Source organism: Pasteurellaceae bacterium RH1A (assembly GCA_012221805.1).
Classification (GTDB): domain Bacteria; phylum Pseudomonadota; class Gammaproteobacteria; order Enterobacterales; family Pasteurellaceae; genus RH1A.
Genome location: CP015195.1, coordinates 1,170,273 through 1,192,837 on the forward strand (window position 1 = coordinate 1,170,273; position 22,565 = coordinate 1,192,837).

The 22,565-nt window shown below is 48.4% G+C and carries 27 protein-coding genes and 1 pseudogene; 21 read left to right on the plus strand and 7 right to left on the minus strand.

From position 1 onward, the window contains the following. Positions 1 to 47: 47 nt before the first annotated feature. Positions 48 to 1,688 carry a bifunctional UDP-sugar hydrolase/5'-nucleotidase gene (gene ushA, locus A4G20_05460; protein ID QIW15814.1) on the minus strand — a complete coding sequence of 547 codons (1,641 nt, stop codon included), beginning with the start codon at positions 1,686 to 1,688 and terminating at the stop codon, positions 48 to 50. A 28-nt stretch (positions 1,689 to 1,716) separates the two neighbouring features. Further along, complete coding sequence (locus tag A4G20_05465) at positions 1,717 to 2,076, minus strand: diacylglycerol kinase (GenBank protein QIW15815.1); 360 nt, start codon at positions 2,074 to 2,076, stop codon at positions 1,717 to 1,719. Positions 2,077 to 2,329: 253 nt separating this feature from the next. Here A4G20_05465 and A4G20_05470 point away from each other — a divergent pair, with 253 nt between their 5' ends. Continuing rightward, complete coding sequence (locus A4G20_05470) at positions 2,330 to 3,544, plus strand: serine/threonine transporter SstT (protein QIW15816.1); 1,215 nt, start codon at positions 2,330 to 2,332, stop codon at positions 3,542 to 3,544. A 274-nt stretch (positions 3,545 to 3,818) separates the two neighbouring features. Further along, on the plus strand, positions 3,819 to 6,218 hold the full coding sequence (locus A4G20_05475; protein QIW15817.1) for a maltodextrin phosphorylase: 2,400 nt from the start codon (positions 3,819 to 3,821) through the stop codon (positions 6,216 to 6,218). A gap of 34 nt (positions 6,219 to 6,252) precedes the next feature. Here the strand turns inward: A4G20_05475 and A4G20_05480 are convergent. The 4 genes and pseudogenes from A4G20_05480 to A4G20_05495 all read right to left on the minus strand — a co-directional run bounded on the left by A4G20_05480 (position 6,253) and on the right by A4G20_05495 (position 10,310). Next, positions 6,253 to 9,127: pseudogene (locus tag A4G20_05480) on the minus strand (bifunctional glutamine synthetase adenylyltransferase/deadenyltransferase). 56 nt (positions 9,128 to 9,183) lie between these two features. Then, positions 9,184 to 9,498, minus strand: a complete 315-nt coding sequence (locus A4G20_05485; protein QIW15818.1) for a transcriptional regulator — start codon at positions 9,496 to 9,498, stop codon at positions 9,184 to 9,186. Beyond that, positions 9,491 to 9,862 carry an addiction module toxin RelE gene (locus A4G20_05490; GenBank protein ID QIW15819.1) on the minus strand — a complete coding sequence of 124 codons (372 nt, stop codon included), beginning with the start codon at positions 9,860 to 9,862 and terminating at the stop codon, positions 9,491 to 9,493. Before A4G20_05490 ends, A4G20_05485 begins: the two co-directional genes overlap by 8 nt. 64 nt (positions 9,863 to 9,926) lie before the next feature. Then, a complete protein-coding gene (locus A4G20_05495) occupies positions 9,927 to 10,310 on the minus strand; it encodes a transcriptional regulator (GenBank protein ID QIW15820.1) in 384 nt (127 codons plus the stop codon). Between the two features lie 146 nt (positions 10,311 to 10,456). Between A4G20_05495 and A4G20_05500 the strand changes: the two genes are divergently transcribed. Continuing rightward, a complete protein-coding gene (locus A4G20_05500; protein QIW15821.1) occupies positions 10,457 to 11,458 on the plus strand; it encodes a hypothetical protein in 1,002 nt (333 codons plus the stop codon). A 96-nt stretch (positions 11,459 to 11,554) separates the two neighbouring features. On the opposite strand, the gene A4G20_05505 is transcribed toward A4G20_05500, so the two are convergent. Beyond that, the gene (locus A4G20_05505) at positions 11,555 to 12,007 is read right to left on the minus strand and encodes a hypothetical protein (protein QIW15822.1); all 453 of its coding nucleotides are present in this window, start codon (positions 12,005 to 12,007) and stop codon (positions 11,555 to 11,557) included. 230 nt (positions 12,008 to 12,237) lie between these two features. Here A4G20_05505 and A4G20_05510 point away from each other — a divergent pair, with 230 nt between their 5' ends. The 18 genes from A4G20_05510 to A4G20_05595 all read left to right on the plus strand — a co-directional run bounded on the left by A4G20_05510 (position 12,238) and on the right by A4G20_05595 (position 22,563). Beyond that, positions 12,238 to 12,468, plus strand: a complete 231-nt coding sequence (locus tag A4G20_05510; protein QIW15823.1) for a transcriptional regulator — start codon at positions 12,238 to 12,240, stop codon at positions 12,466 to 12,468. Continuing rightward, positions 12,459 to 14,423: a transposase gene (locus A4G20_05515; protein ID QIW15824.1), complete on the plus strand. Its 1,965-nt coding sequence runs from the start codon at positions 12,459 to 12,461 to the stop codon at positions 14,421 to 14,423. The genes A4G20_05510 and A4G20_05515 overlap by 10 nt, the downstream gene beginning before the upstream one ends. A 74-nt stretch (positions 14,424 to 14,497) precedes the next feature. Further along, positions 14,498 to 14,917: a hypothetical protein gene (locus A4G20_05520; GenBank protein ID QIW15825.1), complete on the plus strand. Its 420-nt coding sequence runs from the start codon at positions 14,498 to 14,500 to the stop codon at positions 14,915 to 14,917. A 298-nt stretch (positions 14,918 to 15,215) separates the two neighbouring features. Beyond that, positions 15,216 to 16,133: a DNA transposition protein gene (locus A4G20_05525; GenBank protein QIW15826.1), complete on the plus strand. Its 918-nt coding sequence runs from the start codon at positions 15,216 to 15,218 to the stop codon at positions 16,131 to 16,133. After that, positions 16,134 to 16,436 carry a hypothetical protein gene (locus tag A4G20_05530; GenBank protein QIW15827.1) on the plus strand — a complete coding sequence of 101 codons (303 nt, stop codon included), beginning with the start codon at positions 16,134 to 16,136 and terminating at the stop codon, positions 16,434 to 16,436. An 8-nt stretch (positions 16,437 to 16,444) separates the two neighbouring features. Beyond that, positions 16,445 to 16,966 (plus strand): host-nuclease inhibitor protein Gam, encoded by a 522-nt coding sequence (locus A4G20_05535; GenBank protein QIW15828.1) that lies wholly within the window; start codon positions 16,445 to 16,447, stop codon positions 16,964 to 16,966. Positions 16,967 to 17,139: 173 nt separating this feature from the next. After that, a complete protein-coding gene (locus A4G20_05540) occupies positions 17,140 to 17,328 on the plus strand; it encodes a hypothetical protein (GenBank protein QIW15829.1) in 189 nt (62 codons plus the stop codon). A 9-nt stretch (positions 17,329 to 17,337) separates the two neighbouring features. After that, positions 17,338 to 17,532 (plus strand): hypothetical protein, encoded by a 195-nt coding sequence (locus A4G20_05545; GenBank protein QIW15830.1) that lies wholly within the window; start codon positions 17,338 to 17,340, stop codon positions 17,530 to 17,532. A 112-nt stretch (positions 17,533 to 17,644) separates the two neighbouring features. Then, positions 17,645 to 18,352 carry a hypothetical protein gene (locus A4G20_05550; protein ID QIW15831.1) on the plus strand — a complete coding sequence of 236 codons (708 nt, stop codon included), beginning with the start codon at positions 17,645 to 17,647 and terminating at the stop codon, positions 18,350 to 18,352. Next, the gene (locus A4G20_05555) at positions 18,345 to 18,902 is read left to right on the plus strand and encodes a hypothetical protein (GenBank protein QIW15832.1); all 558 of its coding nucleotides are present in this window, start codon (positions 18,345 to 18,347) and stop codon (positions 18,900 to 18,902) included. The genes A4G20_05550 and A4G20_05555 overlap by 8 nt, the downstream gene beginning before the upstream one ends. Continuing rightward, positions 18,899 to 19,462 (plus strand): hypothetical protein, encoded by a 564-nt coding sequence (locus tag A4G20_05560; protein ID QIW15833.1) that lies wholly within the window; start codon positions 18,899 to 18,901, stop codon positions 19,460 to 19,462. Before A4G20_05555 ends, A4G20_05560 begins: the two co-directional genes overlap by 4 nt. A gap of 150 nt (positions 19,463 to 19,612) precedes the next feature. After that, positions 19,613 to 19,969: a transcriptional regulator gene (locus tag A4G20_05565; GenBank protein QIW15834.1), complete on the plus strand. Its 357-nt coding sequence runs from the start codon at positions 19,613 to 19,615 to the stop codon at positions 19,967 to 19,969. Positions 19,970 to 20,056: 87 nt separating this feature from the next. Beyond that, entirely contained in the window at positions 20,057 to 20,584 is a 528-nt protein-coding gene (locus A4G20_05570) for a hypothetical protein (GenBank protein QIW15835.1), read from the plus strand. 17 nt (positions 20,585 to 20,601) lie between these two features. Next, complete coding sequence (locus A4G20_05575; GenBank protein QIW15836.1) at positions 20,602 to 20,823, plus strand: nuclease; 222 nt, start codon at positions 20,602 to 20,604, stop codon at positions 20,821 to 20,823. Positions 20,824 to 20,916: 93 nt separating this feature from the next. Continuing rightward, positions 20,917 to 21,465, plus strand: coding sequence for an N-acetylmuramoyl-L-alanine amidase (locus tag A4G20_05580; protein ID QIW15837.1), 549 nt, complete (start codon positions 20,917 to 20,919; stop codon positions 21,463 to 21,465). A gap of 158 nt (positions 21,466 to 21,623) precedes the next feature. Beyond that, entirely contained in the window at positions 21,624 to 21,839 is a 216-nt protein-coding gene (locus A4G20_05585; protein QIW15838.1) for a hypothetical protein, read from the plus strand. Further along, positions 21,836 to 22,234: a hypothetical protein gene (locus A4G20_05590; GenBank protein QIW15839.1), complete on the plus strand. Its 399-nt coding sequence runs from the start codon at positions 21,836 to 21,838 to the stop codon at positions 22,232 to 22,234. The genes A4G20_05585 and A4G20_05590 overlap by 4 nt, the downstream gene beginning before the upstream one ends. Continuing rightward, positions 22,234 to 22,563 carry a hypothetical protein gene (locus A4G20_05595; protein ID QIW15840.1) on the plus strand — a complete coding sequence of 110 codons (330 nt, stop codon included), beginning with the start codon at positions 22,234 to 22,236 and terminating at the stop codon, positions 22,561 to 22,563. The genes A4G20_05590 and A4G20_05595 overlap by 1 nt, the downstream gene beginning before the upstream one ends. Positions 22,564 to 22,565 lie beyond the last annotated feature (2 nt).

Consider the following 22,565-nt stretch of genomic DNA (forward strand, 5'->3'; position numbering starts at 1 on the left):
TTCGACAGGCTCAGCAACCGCCTTGGATCTAGGTTTAGTAAGCGAAATTATTTAAAAATAATCTCATCTTTCGGTTCAAATTTTGAAGCATCAATCGGTGAATTGTCTTCAAAGTATTTTTTGAGGGACTCGGCATCAATAAAGCCTGTGTTCACATAGGTCGGGTGCTTTTTGAGTAATGGATAGCCGTCACCGCCTGAAGCCACATAGTCTGGCAGGGACATTTTATAGACCTTATCCGCCTCTAACGCCTTACCTTGAACCTTGATATCGCTCACTGTCTTATTGGCACGATCCACCACCATAGACACGCCATAGAACTGCGGATAGGCCCCAGTGTCAGGCTCTTTGAGGCCGGCAACATTGAGGTACTCCTGGAGTTCTTTACCAGTTAAATCAACGGTTGCAATCATATTGCCGAAAGGTTGAACGGTTAGGATGTTGCGGTAGGTGACATCGCCCTCTTCAATGGAGGTACGAATACCGCCTGAGTTCATCAGGCTTAAGTCCGCCTTAACACGCTCAGCCTGGGATTGGGCTATCAAACGGCCCAGGTTGGTTTGGAAGAAGCGGATGTGTTCACGCTTGCCGTCTAAATGGCCTTTCACGCTGCCCACTTTTACGCCCAAGAGCTTGTCGCCCTCGTCCTGGTATTTTTTGAGTTCTGCATAAAGGGCTTCATCGGCCTTGATTTCATCTTGATAAAGCTGGTATTCACGGCTGCCATCTTCTTTTTTGATGGTTTTCTTGAGGTTTACAGGAATGAGTTCATATTTAACCAGCTTGGTTTCACCGTCCTTAAACTCGAAATCAGCACGGCCAACATATTTACCCCATTCGCCAGCTTGGACGATCCAGGAGCCGTTTTGGAAGTCTGGCTTACATTCTTCGCCTGGCGTATATTTGAGCTTGAACTGGCCCTGTTCATCAATACAAACTGTATCGTGGGTGTGGCCACCGATGATAAGGTCAAAAGCGCCCTTGTCTAAAGTGCGAGCCATGGTTACATCGCCTGGGGCATTGGTGCCGTGTTGGCCGTCAAAGTAGTAGCCCATGTGGGTTAGGGCGATTTTGACATCTGGCTTTTCGTTTTTATTGAGTTCGGCTAGGGTTTCTTTAGCCGTTTCGATTGGGTTTTTAAAGACCACATGTTCAGTCACATCTGGGTTGCCCAGTTTGGCCGTGTCTTCAGTGGTTAAACCCACCACTGCAATTTTCAGGCCACCACGGTCAAGGGTAATGTAAGGGGCAACTAATGGCTTGCCGTCTTTTTTGAAAACGTTAGCAGAAATGAAGGGGAACTTGGCCCATTCGATTTGGCGTTCAAGCAACTGCATTGGGAAGTCAAACTCGTGGTTGCCCAAAACCATGGCGTCATAACCAATGGCATTAAGGCCCTCAATATCTGGGCGGGCGTTGAGCATATCAGACTCTGGCACGCCCGTATTCACATCACCTGCATTGAGTAGCACCACAGAGCCGCCCTTGGCTTCCACCTCTTTCTTGATGCCATCGACCAAGGTTTTTTGGGCAGCTAGGCCATATTCACCCTTGTCATTTTGCCAGAAGTGGCCGTGAATATCGTTGGTGTGAAGCACGGTGAAGGAATAGGTCTTGCCTGCCTCGTAGGCCATGGCCGATGTTGCACTCATCAGTGCCACAGACAGTAGGGTTTTGTTAAATTTCATTGCAACTCCTTGAAAGTGAAGGGGAAAACTAAAAGATTAAGAAGAGCCAAGTCATTCCACACATAACCATGGCCATAAAGACAGCGGCGGAGCCAATGTCCTTGGCTCGGCCTGAAAGCTCGTGGATTTCCTTACCAAAGCGATCTACCACGGCTTCCACGGCACTGTTGAGCAATTCCGCCAAGAGGACTAGAAGCACCGAGCCAACCAATAAGACCTTCTCAACTGCACCATCGCCTAAGAAAAGACCAAGTGGAACCAGGATTAAGGCACACCAGACTTCTTGACGAAAGGCAGCTTCGTGAATATAGGCAGCTTTCAAGCCCTGCATAGAATAGCCAGTGGCACGGATAACGCGTTGGAAATCGGCTTTGTTTTCGGGTTTCATGTTTTACACTCTAGAAAAAAATTGACCGCATTCTACCTGAAAGAAAACGGTTGCGAAAACAAAGAGCGTATGAAATTTGCTCAAGATCGCTAAAAAATCAAAATTTTTGTCAATTTTGCAAGTTTTTGGCCAAAAATCACCGCTTGATCTATTCCATTCTGCCTATTTTTCGGCTAATCTCATCACCCTATTTTTTAGGCGGATAGACGGCTAGATGCCTCTATCTGAATTTGGTCTTACAGAGTGAAATTTTATGAATAATAACTCCTTATCTTCAAAAATCCTGGGCGGTAACCTGGTGTTACGTATCGCCATTGGTTTGGTGCTGGGTATCCTTCTGGCTCTCATCAGCGCCGAATGGGCAACAAAAGTTGGCGTGCTAGGCCAATTTTTCGTTAAATCCCTGCGAGCCATCGCCCCAATCTTGGTTTTCGTACTGGTTATGTCTTCTATCGCCAATAAAGAAATTGGTTCAGACAGCCGTTTAAAACCGATTTTGGTACTCTATCTCTTGGGGACTTTTATCGCGGCCTTAACCGCGGTTGCCCTGAGCTTCATCTTCCCAACTACGCTTGAATTGGTGACCAGCCCTGATAACCTCAGCCCACCACAAGGGGTAGGCGAAGTGTTGAAAACCGTGATTTTTAACGTGGTAGATAACCCACTAGGCGCCTTAACCAACGCCAATTTCATCGGCATTCTTGCTTGGGCCATCGGCTTGGGTATCGCCCTACGCCATGCTGCACCAAGCACTAAAATCTTCCTAAATGATATGTCTAATGCCGTTTCCTTTGTGGTGAAAGTAGTGATTGCCTTCGCTCCTATTGGTATCTTCGGCTTAGTGGCCGAAACCACTGCCACCAACGGCTTAGATGCCTTTGTGGGCTATGGCCGCCTCTTGTTCGTGCTTTTAGGTGCTATGGCGATTGTAGCCTTTGTGCTTAACCCAATCTTGGTTTTCTGGAAGATCCGCCGCAACCCATACCCACTCACCCTAACCTGCTTGCGTGAAAGTGGCCTAACCGCCTTCTTCACCCGCAGTTCAGCGGCCAACATTCCTGTGAACATGGGCCTGTGCAAACGCCTAGGCTTAAAAGAAGAAATCTATTCAGTTTCTATCCCATTGGGGGCCAATATCAACATGGCGGGTGCTGCTATTACCATCACCGTGCTAACCCTAGCTGCCGTTTACACCCAAGGCATTCAAGTGGACTTCGCCACCGCCCTTCTCTTAAGTGTGGTTGCAGCCGTTTGTGCCTGTGGTGCATCTGGCGTGGCGGGCGGATCGCTGCTCTTAATCCCATTGGCCTGTAGCTTGTTTGATATTCCAAACGACATCGCGGCCCAGGTGATCGGGGTAGGCTTTATCATCGGTGTGATTCAAGATTCAGCCGAAACTGCTCTAAACTCCTCAACTGACGTGCTCTTTACCGCAGCGGTCAGCATGGCAGAAGATAACAAAGCCTAAAAAGCTCTAAGATAGCGCCAGCGCCTTCGCTGGTGCTGAAAGGCCTTGATAGATAAGGCACCAGCCTGGAGGCTGGCGCCATCAAGGGCCATCAAGGCTTAAGATTTCAAATCCACCCCCAGGGGTGGATTTTTTCTTTAGGGCGGCTGAAAAAACTTGCTATAAGCTCCTCCTCAGTCTTCCCCTTTTTCCTCCCCAAGGGAATGATTTTTTTCTCTTACAAACAAGCCATAATCCTGCCCAATCGTATTTTTATTATTGTTATGGAGCATTTATGTCTTTCTCCCAAACCTTTCAAACCCACTTTCATCAGCAGCTCAAGGCCTATTGTGGCGAGCGCCACCTTCAGCCTGAAAACCTGACAGCCAACCAATGGTACCAATTTATTGCCCAGGTCAGCCAAGGGGCGATTTTGCAAGATTTCCCAAAATCTGACCCGCTTGCAGGCGGCCGCCATGTTAATTACCTTTCTATGGAATTCTTAGTCGGCCGTCTTTTAGGCAATAACCTCTTAAGCCTGGAAGTTTATGATTTTGTGAAGGCAGAGCTGGCCAAATACGGCCAATCCTTGGTGGATGTGCTGGAGCAAGAAACCGACCCAGCCCTGGGCAATGGCGGTTTGGGCCGTTTGGCCGCCTGTTATTTGGACTCCATGGCCAGCCTCAAACAGCCTGCCACAGGCTACGGCCTGCACTACCAATACGGCCTCTTTAAGCAGGCCTTTGGTCAGGCGGGCGAGCAGCAAGAAACTGGCGACAGCTGGGGACGGGACTTCTTCCCCCAACAGGCTCACCGTGCCGACTTCCGCCAAACAGTGGGCTTTGGCGGCCAGGTTGAGCAGCTTGAGGGCGATGCTTACCGCTGGCAGCCTGAATGGACTGTTTTAGGCGAGGCCTTTGATCTGCCTGTAGTTGGCTACAAGGGCATTCAGCAGCCCCTGCGTCTCTGGCAGGGCTATAGCGAAACCGCCTTTGACTTGGCTCGTTTCAGTGATGGCCAATATTTGGCTTCTGAAGCCTCGGTTATTGATGCCACCAAGCTCACCAAGGTGCTTTACCCTAACGACAACCACCAAGAGGGCAAGGAACTGCGCCTGATGCAGCAGTATTTCCATGTAGCCTGTTCGGTGGCCGATATTCTCAAACGCCACTTGGCCCTGGGCAGAAGCCTGGCAGACCTGCCTAAGTTTGAGGTTATCCAGCTTAACGATACCCACCCAACCCTAGCCATTCCAGAGCTCATGCGGGTTCTGTTAGACCAGCATGGCCTAAGCTGGGATCAGGCCTGGGCCATTTGTTCCCAAACCTTTGCCTACACCAACCACACCCTCCTTCCTGAAGCCCTGGAGCAATGGGATCAAGGTTTGGTGGCCAAGCTCCTGCCTCGTCACCTGCTCATCATTGAGCGGATTAACCACCAGCTTTATGAGCAGGTCAGCGCCCATTTTGGCCCAGACCAGCTAGACAGCATTTGGGATCAGGTAGCTGTCCTAAAAGATCACCGCCTGCGTATGGCCAACTTATGTGTGGTCGGTTCTTTTGCGGTGAATGGCGTGGCTCAAATCCATTCGGATTTAGTGGTTAGTGATCTCTTCCCAGCCTACAACCAGCTCTTCCCAAATCGTTTCCATAACGTGACCAATGGCGTGACCCCTCGCCGCTGGATTCGCCAGGCCAACCCAGCCTTGAGCGCCTTATTGGATAAGCATATCCAGGGCGACTGGACCAAGGATCTAAGCTTGCTCAAGCAAATCGAGCCGCTTGCAAAAAATCCTGAATTTCAAACCGCTTACCAGGCCATCAAGGCTCAAAATAAGCAGGCCTTGGCGACAGAAATTGAGCAAACCCTGGGGCTTAAGGTCAATCCTCATGCCATTTTTGATGTGCAGATCAAGCGCTTCCACGAATACAAGCGCCAGCACCTCAACCTGCTCAATATTATTGCGACCTACCAGGCCATCAAGGCCAATCCTGATCAAGCCGTAACGCCACGCCTCTTTATCTTTGCTGGCAAGGCGGCGCCTGGCTATTTTATGGCCAAGCAGATTATTCAGGCCATCAACAAGGTGGCCCAAGTTATTAACCAAGACCCTGATATGCAGGGCAAGTTGCAGGTGGCCTTCCTGCCTAACTATAGCGTGAGTTTGGCGGAGAAAATCATTCCTGCGGCGGATGTGTCTGAGCAGATTTCCCTGGCGGGCAAGGAAGCTTCTGGCACGGGCAATATGAAGTTGGCCTTAAACGGCGCCATTACTCTGGGTACGCTGGACGGCGCCAATGTGGAAATTGCTGAATACGCTGGCCAAGAAAATGTGGTGATTTTCGGCCATACGGTTGAAAGTGTGCGGGAATTGCGTGAAAAAGGCTATGTGCCACGGGATTATTATGAGCAAGATTCCACTCTAAAAGCAGCCATTGATGCCCTGGCTGACGGCACCTTCAGCGAGGGTAATCTAGACCTGTTTGCGCCTTTAGTCGATAATCTCCTCAACCACGACTATTTCTGCGTGTTGGCCGATTTCGCCAGCTACCGCCAGGCCCAAGAAAGGGTTGCAAGTTTCTACCAAAACCAAACCGCTTGGCTTGAAGCCACCATCCTCAACACGGCCCGTTTAGGTGTCTTTAGTTCAGACCGCTCTATTCAGGACTATCAGGCCAGAATTTGGCAGAGATAAGAAGAAATAGCCCTCGATTGGGGGCTATTTTTTATCAATCCATCAACCTCCTCCACATCTGGCCAACAAACTCCCTTTCCTCCACAAACTCACAAGCCTCCACCACACTTGCTTGCTGCAAGAGATTTAAATGATGAATTCTGTTACGCAGCCCAGTGTAGCAAGCCTTGAGCTGCTCCCCCTCCTCTAAACTTAAAAGGTTACAGGCCACCGCCTCATCAAAAATCCGCACATTGTCCGACCAAACGGCCATCTGCGGGAAGCAGTGGGCATACTCTAACACCAGGCATTGGGCCATAAATTCAATGTCGGTAATCCCGCCCTGATCGGTTTTGATGTTGAATTTGCTGGCATCGCTTTGGGCTAAATGCTGGTACATCTTCTCCCGCATTTTGCAAATTTCGGCCCGTAACTCACCGCTTGCACGAGGCAGGGCCAGGGTGGATTGGCGGATTTGTTCAAATTCGGCTTTCAATTTTTCTGAACCATAAACACAACGGCTTCTCACCAAGGCTTGGCTTTCCCAGGTCCAGGCTTCTTCTTTTGGTAACGGTCAAAGGCCTTGAAGGTGCTGACCAAAAGCCCAGCCTCGCCTGAGGGCCGTAGCCGCATATCCACCTCATAGAGCACGCCAGCACTGGTGTTGAGGTTGAAAATCCCGATGATTTTTTGGGCCAGTTTGAGGTAGAATTGGTGGCTGGAAATCGATCGCTTACCACCCACGGTTTCGCCATCTTCAGGGGCCTGGTGGAGGAAAACGAGGTCTAAATCAGAATTATAGCCCAGCTCGATCCCACCTAGCTTTCCATAGGCAATCACCACAAAATCTCGTTGGCCCTCACTCAGGTGATCAGGCCGGCCAAAGCGTTGGCTTACCTGCCGCCAGGCCAGATTAACCACCGCCCCAATAATGGCTTCGGCCAAAAAGGTTAAGTGATCGCTAATCTTCATCACAGGCAGGGTGCCTAGAATATCGGCCGAGGCGATATGCAGGATCTGGCTCTGCTTGAATTGGCGGAGGGCATCGATCTGGCCCTCTTCATCATCTTCGGGATACGCAAGAGGTAATCTTGCAGGGCCTGTGGGTAGCCGTCCAGGGGTAGGACGGTGGCAATATTGGTTTGTTGGATCAACTCGTCCAAGAGCATTGGATGGCGGGCAATCTGCTCAGCAATCATAATGGACTGGCTGCAAAGGTGGAGCAAGCGGGGCAAAATCTGGTTGTTTTCTGCAAGCAACTCCAGATAGGTGGTGCGGGTGGTGATCTGGTCGATAATCTTGAGCAACCTTGGCAAGAGGGGCAGATAGTCCGCCCGCTGGCAGATTTCATCTAAGAGCTTGGGCATTAATTGACGCAAAATGGCCCGGCCCCGAGTGCCAATAGGCCGTTTGACCCAATCCTGGAAAGTGCCGTGAAGATGCTGGTAAATGCCCTCATAATCCTCGATCTTGACAAGATAATCACTCAAAACAGGGTTTAAGTCCTCAAGGCTAATCTGGTAATTGAGAATATCCCGCCACTGGGCCAGCTTGCCTGAAAGCTCCGCCTCATCTTCCTCATCTTCTTCCCCAATAAGCTGGGTAAAAATAGCCCGCACCTTATTTTGATGTTGGCCTAAAACCTCCAAAAAACTGGCCCAATCCTCAATAGGATAGTGGACTAGCTCATCGCCTTGTAAGAAGGATTGGCAGGCAAAGACCAACCGTTTACGGTCAGTTTCATCAGTTGGCAGGGTTTGGGTTTGCTGGTCTTTCATGGCCTGTAGCACATTTTCCACCTGGCGTAAAAAGAGGTAGGCAGAACGTAATTCTTCAACCTGTTGAACGGTCAGCAAATTCAGCCTGGCCAGTTGCGGTAGCACCTTGAGCAGGCTCCGCTCCCGCAGGGATTTATCCCGCCCGCCCCGGATAAGCTGGAAGGTCTGGACAATAAATTCCACCTCCCGAATGCCGCCTGCTCCCAGCTTGATGTTATCGCTTAGGTTGCGGCGTAGCACCTCACGGCTAATCTTGTGCTTCATCTCCCGCAGGGACTGAATGGCACTGAAATCCAAATAACGGCGGTAAACAAAGGGCCGCAAGAGCTGGCTCAAGTAGCGGTGGTTAGGATTAGCTGGGTCTTCGCCCAAAATTTTAGCCTTGATCATGGCATAACGCTCCCAGTCCCGACCCTGTTCCTGGTAGTAGTCCTCCATGGCCGCAAAACTTAACACCAAGGCCCCGCTGTCGCCAAAGGGTCGAAGCCGCATATCGGTGCGGTAGACAAAACCGTCCAAGGTGATTTGATCCAAGGCCTGAATGAGCTTTTGGCCCAGCCTTGTAAAAAATTTGCTGTTTTCCACTGCTTTCCTTGCCCCCACGGTTTCGCCCTGATCGGGGTAGGTAAAAATTAGATCTATATCTGAGGAAAAATTCAGCTCCCGCCCGCCCAGCTTACCCATACCCAAAATCAAAAGCTCCTGCACCTCCCCCTCTTCATTCATGGGTGTGCCGTAACGCTGGCAGCATTCCTTAAAGAGCCAGTCCCTAGCCCCTAAAATCAGGGCTTCAGCCAAGTCAGATAAACGCTCAAACACCGCTTGGGTAGAGGCCCGTTTGTTGGATTGCAGGTAGCTTAACTTGGCCAGTTCTCTATTGCGAAAATGGCGGAGCAGGCGGTGTAAATCCTCTTCGCTTTGGGCTTGTTCTAGCAGGTTTGTTAAACGTTTAGGGTAATTATCACACTCTGCCAAGGTTGGCGGATTGGTTAGCCAACTTTCCAGCAGATCTTTATCTTTTTTCAGCCAATCGGCCACGAAATCAGACATGGCGAGGGCAGTGACAAGCGGGGCAAAATGGGCAGAATCTTGCAAATTGAGCTTGTGGTGGCTAATAAGATTATGAAGGTTATGAGGGGAGAAGGAGAACATAATTTTTTCTCTGGGTTAAAAAGAGAAAGGACATATCAATGTCCTTTATATATAGATTAAATAATTGCTTCAATGCCCTTATGTTGCACAAGAGAAAGCAGTTTTAATGCGGTATTACTAGGTTTTTTAACCCCTCTTTCCCATTCTGAAACAAGGTTACTACTTACATTTAAATAACGAGCGAAAACGGATTGGGAAAAATTTTCTCGTTCACGCAGCTGACGAATTTCACTTGGTTCAAGGGATTTAACAGGGGTTAAACAGGCTTGATCAAATTGTTGCATGGTTACCTTATCGACTAAACCAATATCGTGTAGATCACTCATTAGCTCGTGAATAGCTGCATTTGCAGGGCTTTTATATTTACTCATTAGATACCTCAATAAAAATATTGCTCTTTATTGCTTGTTGAATTTGTTCTTCACTAAAAGAAAGAATATGGTTAGCAGCAGCTTTGAAATTTACCTCTTCTTCCACGGTAATATTAGTGCGATCATTTTTATCAAATCCATACAAAAATAAGCTAAATTGACTGCATTTATATACAATGATTGAACGATAACCTTTTGATTTTCCTCGATTATGCTTAGGTAAACGCTGTTTTATAACGCCAGAACCAAGATCAGCATCAATCAAGCCATTTTCAATATCGTGTATGGTCTTGCGTAAAGTCTTATCAGAAATATGTTCTTTACGAGCAAATTTATCAAAATGTTTGGATTTAAAAATTCTCATTAGAATATGTTGCTATCATCTTTAGTTTGATAGTAATCCCTGCTGTTATTGATGTCAAATCTTTTTATCGCTCCTTCAACAAAGCAATAATCTCCTTCAAAGCAGCAATCTCATCTTCCTTTTGTTGCACCGTCTGCTGCGAATGGGCCAGCATTAATTTTAACTTCTCAATTTCAAGGGTTAGATTATCACTGTTGCCGTAGTAGTTGGCGGAATGATCGCCATTTTCATTGATAAGGACCACGCCACTTTTGCCACTGTCGATCAGCTCCAAAATATCAATATTAAAAATATTGGTGATTTGTTCTAATTTATGCAAATTTAATTTGGTTTCGCCCCGCTCGATCTTGGCATAGCCATTGGTGGACATATTCATTTTAGCTGCCATTTCCTCTTGCGACCACTGGTTGGCCTCCCGGATAGTCCTGATTTTTTCATTTGTTGCCATAGATTCCTCTTTCCTTTTTTAGCCCCACAATTTGTGTAGGTAAGCCACACTTTTTGTTGTTAGCGGAGCTGATTTTTTGCCTCTAATATAGCTGATATTTTACACATATTTTCATTTAATTACACTTCTTAAATTAAGGACATTTTATGCGTAGCACGGTTAAAACAACAGCTCTTATGATTTTGGCTTCTCTTGGTCTGGCAGCTTGTGGCAGCAGTGGCAGCGGTTCCTCCTCATCTGCTCCGGCTAATAATGATCAAATCCAACAGCTTGAAGCTTTGAAAAAACAGGTAGAATCCGAACAACAAGCGGCGAAAAAAGCCCAAGAAGCTGCAAATCAGGCCAATGGCAAGGCTCAAACTGCTGAAGAGGCTAAAAAAGCTGCTGAAGCCGAACTGGCCAAGGCCAAACAAGCCCTTGAAGCGGCCCAAAAACAAAATGCAGATGCACTGGCCAAATTAAATGCTCAATTAGCCACAACAACCAAGGCCAAGGAAACAGCAGAAAGCAACCTTACCAAGGCCAATCAAGCCCTAAGCCAAGCCCAAGCCAATGCCAGCAAGGCACAAACAGATTTAGCTGCTGCTCAACAAGCTGTTGCCAATGCCAATAAAAAACTTCAAGAAGAAGTAGCGAAAACAACGGCGGAAACGACGGCAAAGCAACAGGCTCAAGCTGATTTAATCAAAGCACAAAATGAGTTAAACACAGCTCAAGACAATTTAACCAAAGCAAATGCCGGCTTAACTCAAGCACAAGCAGATAAAACCGCAGCAGAAAAAGCAAAAGATGAAGCCAATACTAAATTAGCTGAAGAAACAGCAGCTAAACAAAAAGCAGAAGATGCATTAAAACAAACCCATACTGCCCTTCAATATTGGGATAAGCAATGGCGCTATTTAGATGGTTCTTCATTCGGCAATATTACTAATCGTTATTCTATAGGGCGTTCAGCCGTTCGCATGGATTTATCAACAGCCCCGATTTCAGATGATGTTGTTATCCAATCTGTTGAAAAGGATGGGTGTATAACCCCACTAAAACCACGAAAGAAAAAGAAAGATAGGAATTTGGCGGAATTTTGCGGGAGTAGGTGGGCGGAACCGTTGAAAACAGGGGCTTCTAGGGGAAGCCCTTTTGTTTTATAGAGAGAAAAGAAAAAATAATGAATTGCGAAAAATTGGCGGAAAATGCCCGCTTGCACCGTTAAAACAACGAAAACCGCTCCAGCGGTTTAAGGGCGTTTAAGCCACGTTTAAATGATCCTCAGCCAAGAGTTCCTTCTCTTTTTGCTCTTGTATACTGGCCATGGTCTCAGCTGTGGTTAGAATGGCCACCTTTCCCTCCTCACTGGCCTTACGGAAACATCTCACCAAATGCCGCTCAATATTATTTAAGCCATCACTGGCCGGCTGGCTTAAGGCCTCATTAAGCACAGCTAGGGCCTCCTGGGGCGTAATATGGGCCTTTCCAGGCGGATGGGCTGGCTCTGGCTCTTTCAGTCCCTGCTTAAAGCCCAAGGCTCTCTGTACGCCTTCTGGCATATCTCCCACATAATATTCAAACACATTGCCTTTTTGGCCTATCACACGCCTTCTTTGCCAGTTTTCCTTTTTGGCTCTTTGAGCAATTCCCTGTGGAGTACCTGCCAACTCTGGCATTCCTATCAAATCTTTTATCAAGACCCACTCTTTCATTTAAAACTCCTTAAAAGAAAGTTATTTTCTTTTAACTTTATCTCAAAATAAACCTTTGCAAATCAAACACTTAAAGGAAAAATACAAACTTTCTTCAAAATCTTAAAAGAAAGTGTTTGACTTTCGTTTAGCTTTTAAATTAAACTTTGAACGAAAGCAAGGGGTAACACTAAGGGTTTACACCTAAGTTTAACCTAAAGCGAGTTTAAATTAAACGTAGGGAGAGCTTTATGCAGAAAAAAGATTGGAGCCGAAAACGCATTGTGTATGAGCTGCATGAGCGAAATATCACATTGCATTCGCTTTCTGTGAAATCGGGGCTTGCCCCCAGCACGCTGAAAAATGCACTACGGGTGAGTTACCCGAAAGGGGAGAAAATTATCGCTGAAGCCATTGGCGTGCCTCCGCAAGAAATCTGGGCAACACGCTATGCGGAACGGGAGAGCCGCTTATGTGGATAACAACTCAAGATTTATTAGGTTTGCCCGCAATGCCAAAAACGACACAAGGCATTAACTTTCGAGCAAAACAAGAAAACTGGCAACGGCGAAGAAAAGAAGGAGTAAAGGGGAATGTGTATGAATACCACCTCACCAGCCTCCCCCCTGAAACCCAAAAGCAGTTAAGACTGCAAGCTGCCCTAGCTCTTGTCCCCGTGGCCTCAAGCCCCGCCGCGCAGGACGACCCAGCCCTGATTGCCCGGCTCAACACGGCCACCGACCAAGCCAGGGACAAGGCCAAAGCCAAGGCAGAAGCCTGCATGCAGCTACAAGCCTTTATTGAAATGGGCTTTAGCTACCAACAGGCCGAAGCAGGGGCAGCCGAGGCCAAGGGGGTATCGGCAGGATCTTTAAAAAATTGGTATTACAAGGTCAAGGGCTACCCCGTCCACCTCTGGCAGGCCATCTTAGTGTCAGGGTCAGGCAAGGCAGCCAAGCCCAGCAAGCGGGCGGTGATTACCGAAGAGGCCTGGGACTGCTTTTTAAGCGACTACCTCCGCCCCGAAAAGCCTGACCTGCGTGCCAGCTACCGTCGCACCCAGGCCCTGGCTAAACAGTACAAGTGGCAAATGGCCAGCCTCCAAACCTTCCAACGCCGGCTGGAGCAAGAAGTCCCCTACGAGGTCATCTTGCTCAAACGAGAAGGGGAAAATGCGGTGGCCAAGCTAGTGCCTGCCCTGCAACGTACCGTCAAGGACATCTTGGCCGGCGAGTGGATCAACGGCGATGGCTACCAACACAACGTCTTTGTCGAGTGGCACACCGGCGAAATTGTCCGCCCTAAAACCTGGTTTTGGCAGGATGTCCGCACCCGCAAAATCTTGGGCTACCGCACAGCGATTTCGGAGAACACCGACAGCATTCGCCACGCCCTGATGGATGTGATTTTCAGCTACGGTATTCCCAAAACCCTCACACTGGACAACACCCGAGCGGCGGCCAACAAGGCCATGACAGGCGGGGTTGAGAACCGCTACCGCTTCAAGCATGACGAGCTTGACCCCAAGGGCCTGATGCCGATTTTAGGCATTGAGGTGCATTTTACCAGTGTCTTGTATGGCGAAGGCCACGGCCAGGCCAAACCGATTGAGCGGGCCTTTGGTCGGGGTGGCATTGGGGAAAAGGTGGATAAACGCCCCGAATTGTCCGACTTCTACACAGGTAAAAGCGTGTTAGACAAGCCCGACAACTACAACGGCGGCAAGGCGGGCGTGGCCTATGAGGTCTTTTTACAGGCCCTGGCCGCAGGGGTGGAGGAATACAACCAACAGACCGAGCGGAAAACGGAAATGTGCCTAGGCAAGTTGAGCTTTGACCAGGCCTGGGAACGGGACTACCGCCCAACCAACATCCGCCAGGCCAGCCCCGAGCAACTCCGCCTACTCTTCTTGCAGGCCGAAACGGTCAAGCTAAGAAAGAACGGAGCCTTTACCCTCAAGGCGGCAGGCAAGCTCTTTGGCCTAACCAATATCTACTGGGCTCAAGCCTTGATTGGTTCCAGCCATAAGAGAGTGGTGGCCCGCTTCGACCCCGACAACCTGCACGGCACGGTCTATGTTTACGACCTAGAGGGGCGATATTTGGCCGAGGCCATCTGCCGAGAGGCCAAGGGCTTTGGTGACACCCGAGCTTCACGGGAACAGGGCAGACTTTACCAACAAATCGTCAAGTCCGCCAAGAAACAGGCCCAAAGCCTGGAACTCTTGGAAGCCCACGAACTGGCCGCCCTGGCCCCAGCTGTGGAAGTGCCAGAGCCAGTTGAAAAGCGGGTTAAGACTGTACTGATAGATAGCATTATCCAAGACCGCAACGCCCTCAAGGTGGTGCAGGAAGAAGTCGAGCTTGAGGAAGAAGAACTCAGCGAATTTGAGCAAGCCTTCCAGCGAAGCGTTGAAATGATGAAAAACAAGGGCTAAAGCCTGACTTAAACAGGCTTTAAAGGAATTTAAACCACAATTTAAAGGCCGTTTAAACGGCTAAGGAGCACAAGATGAAACCATTTGGCAACACACAAGAAGCACGCTTAAACACTTCCCGTTATCGCTATATGCTTCAAAAAGCAAGAACGCAAGAAGAGGATGATATGAGTGAGTTTGAACAAGCCTTTATTAAGGGGTTTGATCAGTATCAAACTCAGGGAGCCAAAGCGTTAAGGCAAGAAATAAGCGTTACCGAGATGATGACGAGCGAGCAATATCAGCAACTGCAAAAATTTCAACAAATGGCAAGTGATCTTCTTGCAGTAATAGACGAAGCCTTCCCTGAAAAGAAAGGGGTAGCAGCACCGATCGCCCTCCGTGAGCTACTTTCGATTCTCCCACGTTCTCAAGCTCTTGGTTTATCGAAATTCCGCTCGGCATTACGGCTCGTAGCGAAACACGGATTTGTTGAATCCGTTGAGCCAAATTAAGTAGGAAAGCATTAGAAAAACGCCATAAACGTTCGTGAAAGTCTGCTACTGATGAAAACTTCATGGCTGGCATATAAAAGAGGAATTCAGCAAGCTCTTCTTCCCATTCTTGACTGGAAATAGGTGGAACAGGCAAAACTTCATCATTAGTGAGCCAAAAATAAAGATCCCACAACTCCATATCAAGGTCTTGAGGGCGGAAGAGGGCAAGAGCTTCACCATTAAGAATTGATCGAACATTTTCAGGCATATAAGGCAAATTCAGCATTTAAAACCTCCAATAAACAGGAACACCATTATGACACTAATCGACCAAATCAAACAACACCTAGCCAACCGCAACCTGACCCAAAACCAACTGGCCAAGGAAGCAGGCATCAACGCAGGGGCCTTGTCTGCCTACCTCAACGGCAACTACAAGGGCAGCATTGCAGAGGTGGAAGCAAAATTGACCGCTTACATTGAGAAAAAGGCGATGCAGGCCCGGGAGTTTGTCGAGGCCCCGGCCTTTATTGAAACGGCCACCGCCCGCCAAATCTTCAAGACCTTGGAGTTCGCCCAAATCGCCACCTGCATGGCCACAGTTTACGGAGCCAGCGGGGTGGGCAAGACCAAGGCCATCCAGCAGTTTGCCAGCAACCGGGCCAATGTTTGGCTGGTGACGGCCAGCCCAAGCCGCTCAAGTTTAAGCGAGATCCTCTACGAAATCGCCCTAGAGCTGGGCATGAGCGATGCCCCACGCCGCAAAGGCACACTCTCCCGCCTGATTGCCCGCAAAATCAAGGGCACAGAGGGATTGCTGATTGTGGACGAAGCCGACCACCTGCCTTATGAGGCCTTGGAAGAACTGCGAATTATGCAGGAAGAGGCCGGCATTGGCTTGGTTTTAGTCGGTAATGACAAGGTTTACAGCCGCATGAAGGGCGGCATCCACCCGGCCCACGAATACGCCCGCCTTTGGTCACGGATTGCCAAAAATACCAGCATCCAAAAGACCAAGCAGGCCGACACCAAGGCGGTGGCAACCGCTTGGGGTCTCAATGAAGACAGCGAAGCCCTGAAAGTGATGCAGGCCATCACTGAAACAGGCGGGGGACTGCGGATCTTAACCCAAACCCTACGCCTGGCCGGCATGGTGGCCAAGGGCACGGACAGCCTGATCACCGCAGACCTAATCAGCAAGGCCCGGGCAGAATTACTGGGCAAGGAGGCTTAAATGACACACTTAATCGAACCCAACCGCCCCCGCAACCAACGAGTTTATAGCCTAACCGTGGCCCTAGAAATCGCCCTGCTTGAGTGCGATGAACTGGGCCTAGAAGCCGAGCGGGTGGAATTTGATGGCAGGCTCCGGCCCCGCATTATCGTGGCCGACAACCACATCACCCGCCGCCTCTTACGGGAGGGCAAGGCCCAGTGCTACGGCACGGATGTGCGGGGAGGCCTACGCCAGCACCTTATACAAATGCGGTTGAGAGACTGCAACATCATTTGGAAAACTGAATTTTTAACCCACTAGGAGAACCTATGAAAAAACCAAGCAAAACCCGGGTAAAACAGCCAGCCAAACTGCGTTTTACGACTACCGAGCAGGTGCAATCTGCCATTAAGGAAATCGGCGATTTAAGCCGGGAGCATACCCGCCTGACCACGGAAATGAATGACCAGATTAGTGCGACCAGCGAGAAGTACGCCCCGCAACTGGAGAAGCTCAAGGCCGAAATGGAACCGCTCCAGCAGGCGGTGCAGGACTACTGCGAGGCCCACCGTGACGAACTGACCGACTTTGGCAAGACCAAGACGGCCAACTTTATCACAGGCGAAGTCCAGTGGCGGGCTCGCCCACCCTCAGCCTTGATTCGGGGAGTGGACAGCGTGCTGGAAAGTCTTAAACGCCTAGGGCTTGACCGCTTTATCCGCATTAAGGAAGAGATCAACAAAGAAGCCCTACTCAATGAACCTGATGTGGCCCGGGGGATTGCGGGTGTGACCATCAAGCAAGGGGTGGAGGATTTTGTGATTAGGCCGTTTGAGCAAGATGTTAAGTGATCCGCTGACCTATCTGATTATCGGGGCCATCCTAACCCTGATTGTTGGCTGGTTGGAGGAAGATTAGAGCCTATTTAAAGGTTCCTCCCCCCACCCTAGCCCTCCCCCGCAAGCGGGGGAGGGGATGGACAGAGGGGCCTTGATACTAGGTTTTAACCCAAGAGGAGCAAAAGATGACCAATAAACAATTTGATCGTTACAAACACTTCAGCCAGCAGGCGGCCATCGCCGAACGCAAGGAGGCATGGCAAGAGGCCTGTAACTTATGGACCAAGGCCCAGCAGGTAGCAGCAGGAAAAAACGAAGAATGGTGCAGAAATCGGGCTGATTTTTGTGACCGTATGGCAGAAAGACAAAAGTAGGAGGCATAAATGGCACAGGTAGCAAAAGCGGCATTGATTGAGCGGATAGAAAACGTGATAGACAACATGATCGCCGCACTCGAATGCGTAGAACTAGACGAATACACCCATGCCGACCGCCAATGGCGACAGGCACTCAACGAAGTCGGGCGGATTAAGTTAAACCTAAGTCTGCTCTCCAAAACCAAGGAGGATGTTATGTAAACGAACCACCCCACCCCGCCCACAAATCCCAAGATTGCAAGAATGCTGTGGGCGGGAGTGATTAAAGGCAAGGGCTAACCCTTGATTTTAATCATTCAAACAGGAAGAAAAAATGAGCCAAGAACAAGATCGCATTTTGCGTAAAATTAAGAAATTGCTGGCCTTAGGCCAGTCTAGCAATCCTTTTGAGGCGGCCAAAGCCCTTGAAATGGCCCAAAAACTGATGACTGAAAACGGCCTTAACCAAAATGATGTGGTTTTTAGCGAACATAATGGCAAGGCTAAATTTGCTATAAAAACTCCACGCTATGTGCAATTATTAGCAGGTGTCATTTGTAAAGCCTTTGGGGTGGAGGCTTATTTTTCCAACCATTATGGCGGAGCTGGAGAAGATAAAATGCATATGGTCTTCTTTGGCAAAGATGAAAGACCGCAAGTTGCTTCTTATTGCTTTGATGTCTTGTATCGCCAACTGCAAAAAGCCCGAAAAGACTTTAACGCCCAGCAAAGTAAACGCCTTAAACGGACGACCCAAATTGCACGAGCTGACCATTTTTGTGAAGGCTGGGTGGCAGGGGTAAATGAAGTGGTCAAAGCCTTTGTATCATCACCAGAAGAGCAAGAGGAGCTGGAGCGGGCTTATCGTCAGTTAAGTGAGAAACGCCAATTTAACGAAGCTGCCGTGCGTAAGGCTGGTGATGGTAAAGAACGCTATGGCAGTGAGTCCAGATTAGCTGGCTATGAACAAGGCAAACAGGTGCAGTTAAATCACGGCGTAAATGGTAAGGAAAACGTTAAATTAGGAGTAAGAAATGACTGACAAAGCCAAACTTATCCAACTCATCCATATTGGCAAAAGCCAGCTCAATATGGACGATTTTAGCTACCGTGAAATGCTCAAACGCCTGACCAACAAGACCAGCTCCACCAAGTGCACGCTGGTGGAGTTGCACAAGGTTTTGCACGAGTTGCAGGCCAAGGGGGCCAAGGTCAAGTGGTTTGCCAAAAGAAGCCCAAAACCGACCGCTTACAGCCCAGCGACAGGGGAACGGGCCGTGAAAAGTGACATCGCCCATAAAATCCGGGCCATTTGGATCAATATGGGCAAACAGGGCTTTTTAGCCGACCCCAGCGAAAAGGCCCTTAATGCCTATATGCGAAAAATTATGAATGTGGGCAGAAAGGTGCTGGTGCTTAATGTTGGGGCTTTAGATAGCGGTGATGCAGGCTATTTTCTGGAAATCCTCAAGCAATGGCACAAAAGGGTAATGCTTCAGGCTTTAAAAGGCCATGGCTGCCTGATGTCTGCTCAAAGTTCTTATGAGCAAGTAGTCGAACAATTCCAGCGTTATCCAAGGGGGTTAAGATGAGGCTTTGCCGTTGCCCCATTTGCCACAGCGACATCCACCTTGAGGCCCTAATTGAGGACGAGGCCGGGCGGGAACTCCTAGGCAAAATCACCCAACTCACCCACGGCTGTGCCCAGCCCATGGTGGGTTACTTGGGTCTCTTTAAGCCAGCCAAGAGCAGCCTCAACAACGCCCGAGCCTTGAAGATTTTAAGCGATGTCTTGGCGCTTTATCCCTGTTCCCAGCTCTTGGCACAAGCCTTATCTGAGACCGTTGCCAGCCTGCGGAAAAAACGCCAACAGGCCCTAGAAAACGGGCAAAGGGTGGAACCCCTGACCAACCATAACTACCTCAAATCGGTCTATGACACCCACCGGCCCATGTTTGCCCAGGTCAAAAGCGACAAACAGGCTGACAATGAACAGACCAAGACAGAACGCTTGGCCGAGCAGAAAAAACGAGATGCCATTTTGTATGTTGAACAATACATCAATCTGGGCCGGCGGGATTTGGTAGAAAACCAACCCCAATATCAGGTCTGGCTGGCCCATCAAGATGCCCTAGCAAAGCTCAAAAAATAAGCGATTAAATTTTATTTAAATCCCCTTTAAAGCCTGTTTAAATCAGGCTTTTTCCTTATTACAAGCGGTTTAAAAACGCAAATTTTTTACACATTTCAAACTCACTGGCTATAATTCCACTTAATACGGAACAGCCAGTGAGTTTTGTTTATGCAAGCAGACACCTTTGAAGAAAAAGCCCCCGAAGTCTTGGCCGACTTGGCCCGGCATATTGAAGCCGAGCTGGCCCAAAAGCACCAAATCAACCAAGAGGCCGCCAAGCAAATTGGGGTAGAGATTGCCCAGCGTATGGCCCAAAATTGGGGCGGTTGCGTGGTTTATATTCCTCGCAATTTGGTGCTTTTGCTCAACGAACGAGACATGAAAATCTACCAAGAATTTAACGGAAACAACCACCAAGAACTGGCCCGGAAATACCAGGTATCCACCCAGTGGGTTTATAAAATCGTCAAGCGGGTGCAGCGGGAAGAAATCGCCAAACGGCAGATAGATATGTTTGCTGCGTAAAAAAGCCACCGAAAGGTGGTTTTTTTGTGTAAAAAGTTGTAAATTTGAAATGAATAATAATTTACCAACCTAACTAAGGAAATCTATATGAAACACTATGTTGCAAAATTTATCTCTGTCTTATTTGTTGCTTTTGCCTTCAGCATGGCTTATGCCAAAGAAAGTCCTTTAACAATTAAGCAATTTGCCCAGCAAGTTAATGCTAACTTGGCTAAGTCTGATTCTGACTATCGAATGCCTACTGAATTAACAATTAACGAAGGCGAAGTGAATAACACCGCTCAATATATGTTTTCAGATACTTTAGGTGTTACGCTGGTACTTGATAAAAAGACAAGTAATGTGAAAAGCCTAATGACTGCACTGAGTGTATCTGACGATGGAAATCAAACCTTAAGAGACTTGATGTACCACGCAACTATCATTGCAGCCTATGCTGGAAAAAATGGGATGAAAACCGTTGGTGGACGTTATATTAAGATAACTTCCCAAGCTGTAGAAGAATTTGGGCAAACAGGTGAAGCCCAAAAGAGTTTTGTTCTAAATGGCAAAAAATATGGCATTACTATGATTCAAGGTGTGGGAATTATTGGATATGCAGAGCCTGTTAAATAAGGCTAAGGAGAAAGAAGATGAAAAAATTTCTTAAATTATCCCTCACTTTTTGCCTTGCCTTTGTTGCAGCGGTTATTGCCAAAGAGCAATTTGAATGTGGCAAACGCACCTGTAGCCAGATGAATTCCTGTGAAGAGGCCCGTTTCCACCTGACCCAGTGTGGGGTGAAAAGCCTCGACCGTGACAAGGACGGCATCCCCTGCGAGAGTATTTGCGGAGGCGGCAAGAAAAAGAAATAGCCCGCTCTTATTCTTTAAATCAGTTTAAAATCCAATTTCTAAGCCTTTCCTTAAACTCCAGTTAATTTCTACAAATTGCTGGAGTTTTCTTTTATGTACCGCTACCCCATCAAAAAAATTGTTATCCATTGCTCTGCCACCCGCAATGGCCAATCCCTTCGCACCAGCGACCAAAGCCCGGCCCAGCGAATTGACAGCTGGCACAAAACCCGGGGCTTTAAACGCCTGGCTGGCAATTTCCAACACTTTAACCCCCACCTCAAGCATATCGGCTACCACTTTGTGATTGATACTGACGGTACGGTCGAAACAGGCCGGGCTGAGGGCGAAACAGGTGCTCACGTCAAAGGACACAATATGCACTCCATCGGTATTTGCTTGGTGGGGGGCATTACGCAAGCGGGTAAAAACCATGCCGAATTTACAAAAGCTCAATGGCAAGCCCTGCACGCCTTACTGCGTAAGTTGGAGGCCAAGCACCCGCAAGCCAAAATCTACGGCCACCGAGATTTAAGCCCAGACCGAAACGGTGATGGCACAATTAGCCCTAATGAATGGGTTAAAGATTGCCCCTGCTTTGATGTGTGGCGATGGCTGGACAGTGAAGAAATTGTGAATGTAGAGCACTTATTTAAGGAGTAAACAATGAGTAAAAGAGTAAAAAACTCTTCTGTACCAAAAGGCGGCTTTGGTTATTACAAAACACCACGCATAAAACCAAGTAAAAATGCAAAAAATAATCGTGCTATCAACGGTGGCACAACTGCGCCTACTGCCTTTTACTTACGCTGGAGTTACTAATGGCACTTAAAGAATTAATTACTAACGACAATGGCCGCTTATCAACCACGGCCTTTATCCAGTTTTTCGGGGCGATTTTGATGTCAGGGATTTTGGCCTACTGTGCCTACCTAGACCGCCCCTATATGCCGGAGCTTTTTATGACCTTTGCCATTTTCTGCGGCGGTCAGGTGGCCACCAAGGGCTTTGCTAATGCCTTAAGGGGGAAAGAATGATGAGTTATATCATTATTTTGGCTTGTTTTGGGGGCATTGTCCTGGGCTTGACAGGCTATTGGAAACTCAAGCAAGCCCAAGCCGAAATTGAGGCCCTCTTTAAGGAGCGGCAGGAGCTTAACCAAAAAATCGCCCAACAAGCGGGGGAAATTATTGCAAAATCTGCGGAGGTAAAACATGCACAAATTCGCCAAAAATATCAAGCTGGCATTATGCCTGCCAGCTCTCACCATATTGATGAGCAGTTGCAGCAACAGGGCTGGTTTAGAGATGCCCCCGCCCGTGGTGGTGTCGGGTTGTCAGGCCTTCAGCCTCATCTATCCAAGCCGAGCCGACACGGAGGAGACCAAGCGGCAGATTCTGACTCACAATCTGATACATCAGGAAATTTGTAATGGAAATTTGGAACCTTATCAAAAATAACTGGGGCATTATTGTTAGTGTGATTGGCCTACTTGCCTCTATTTACTGGCTCAAGATGGACAGTATCTACGTTAAAAAAGCGGATTTCCGCCAGCAGCAGGGACAAATTGAAGCCCTAGACAGGCGGCTAGAAGAGGTTGAAAACGAAGTCCACCACCTACCTTCCGCCAAGGACGTCACTGATTTACGCATTGCGGTGGTGGAAATGAAGGGGGAAGCCAAGGCCTTGCGCACAGAGCTGGTGGGGCTTAATCGTCAAGTGGGCTTGTTACTGGAACAAGCTGTAACCAAGGGAGAATAAAG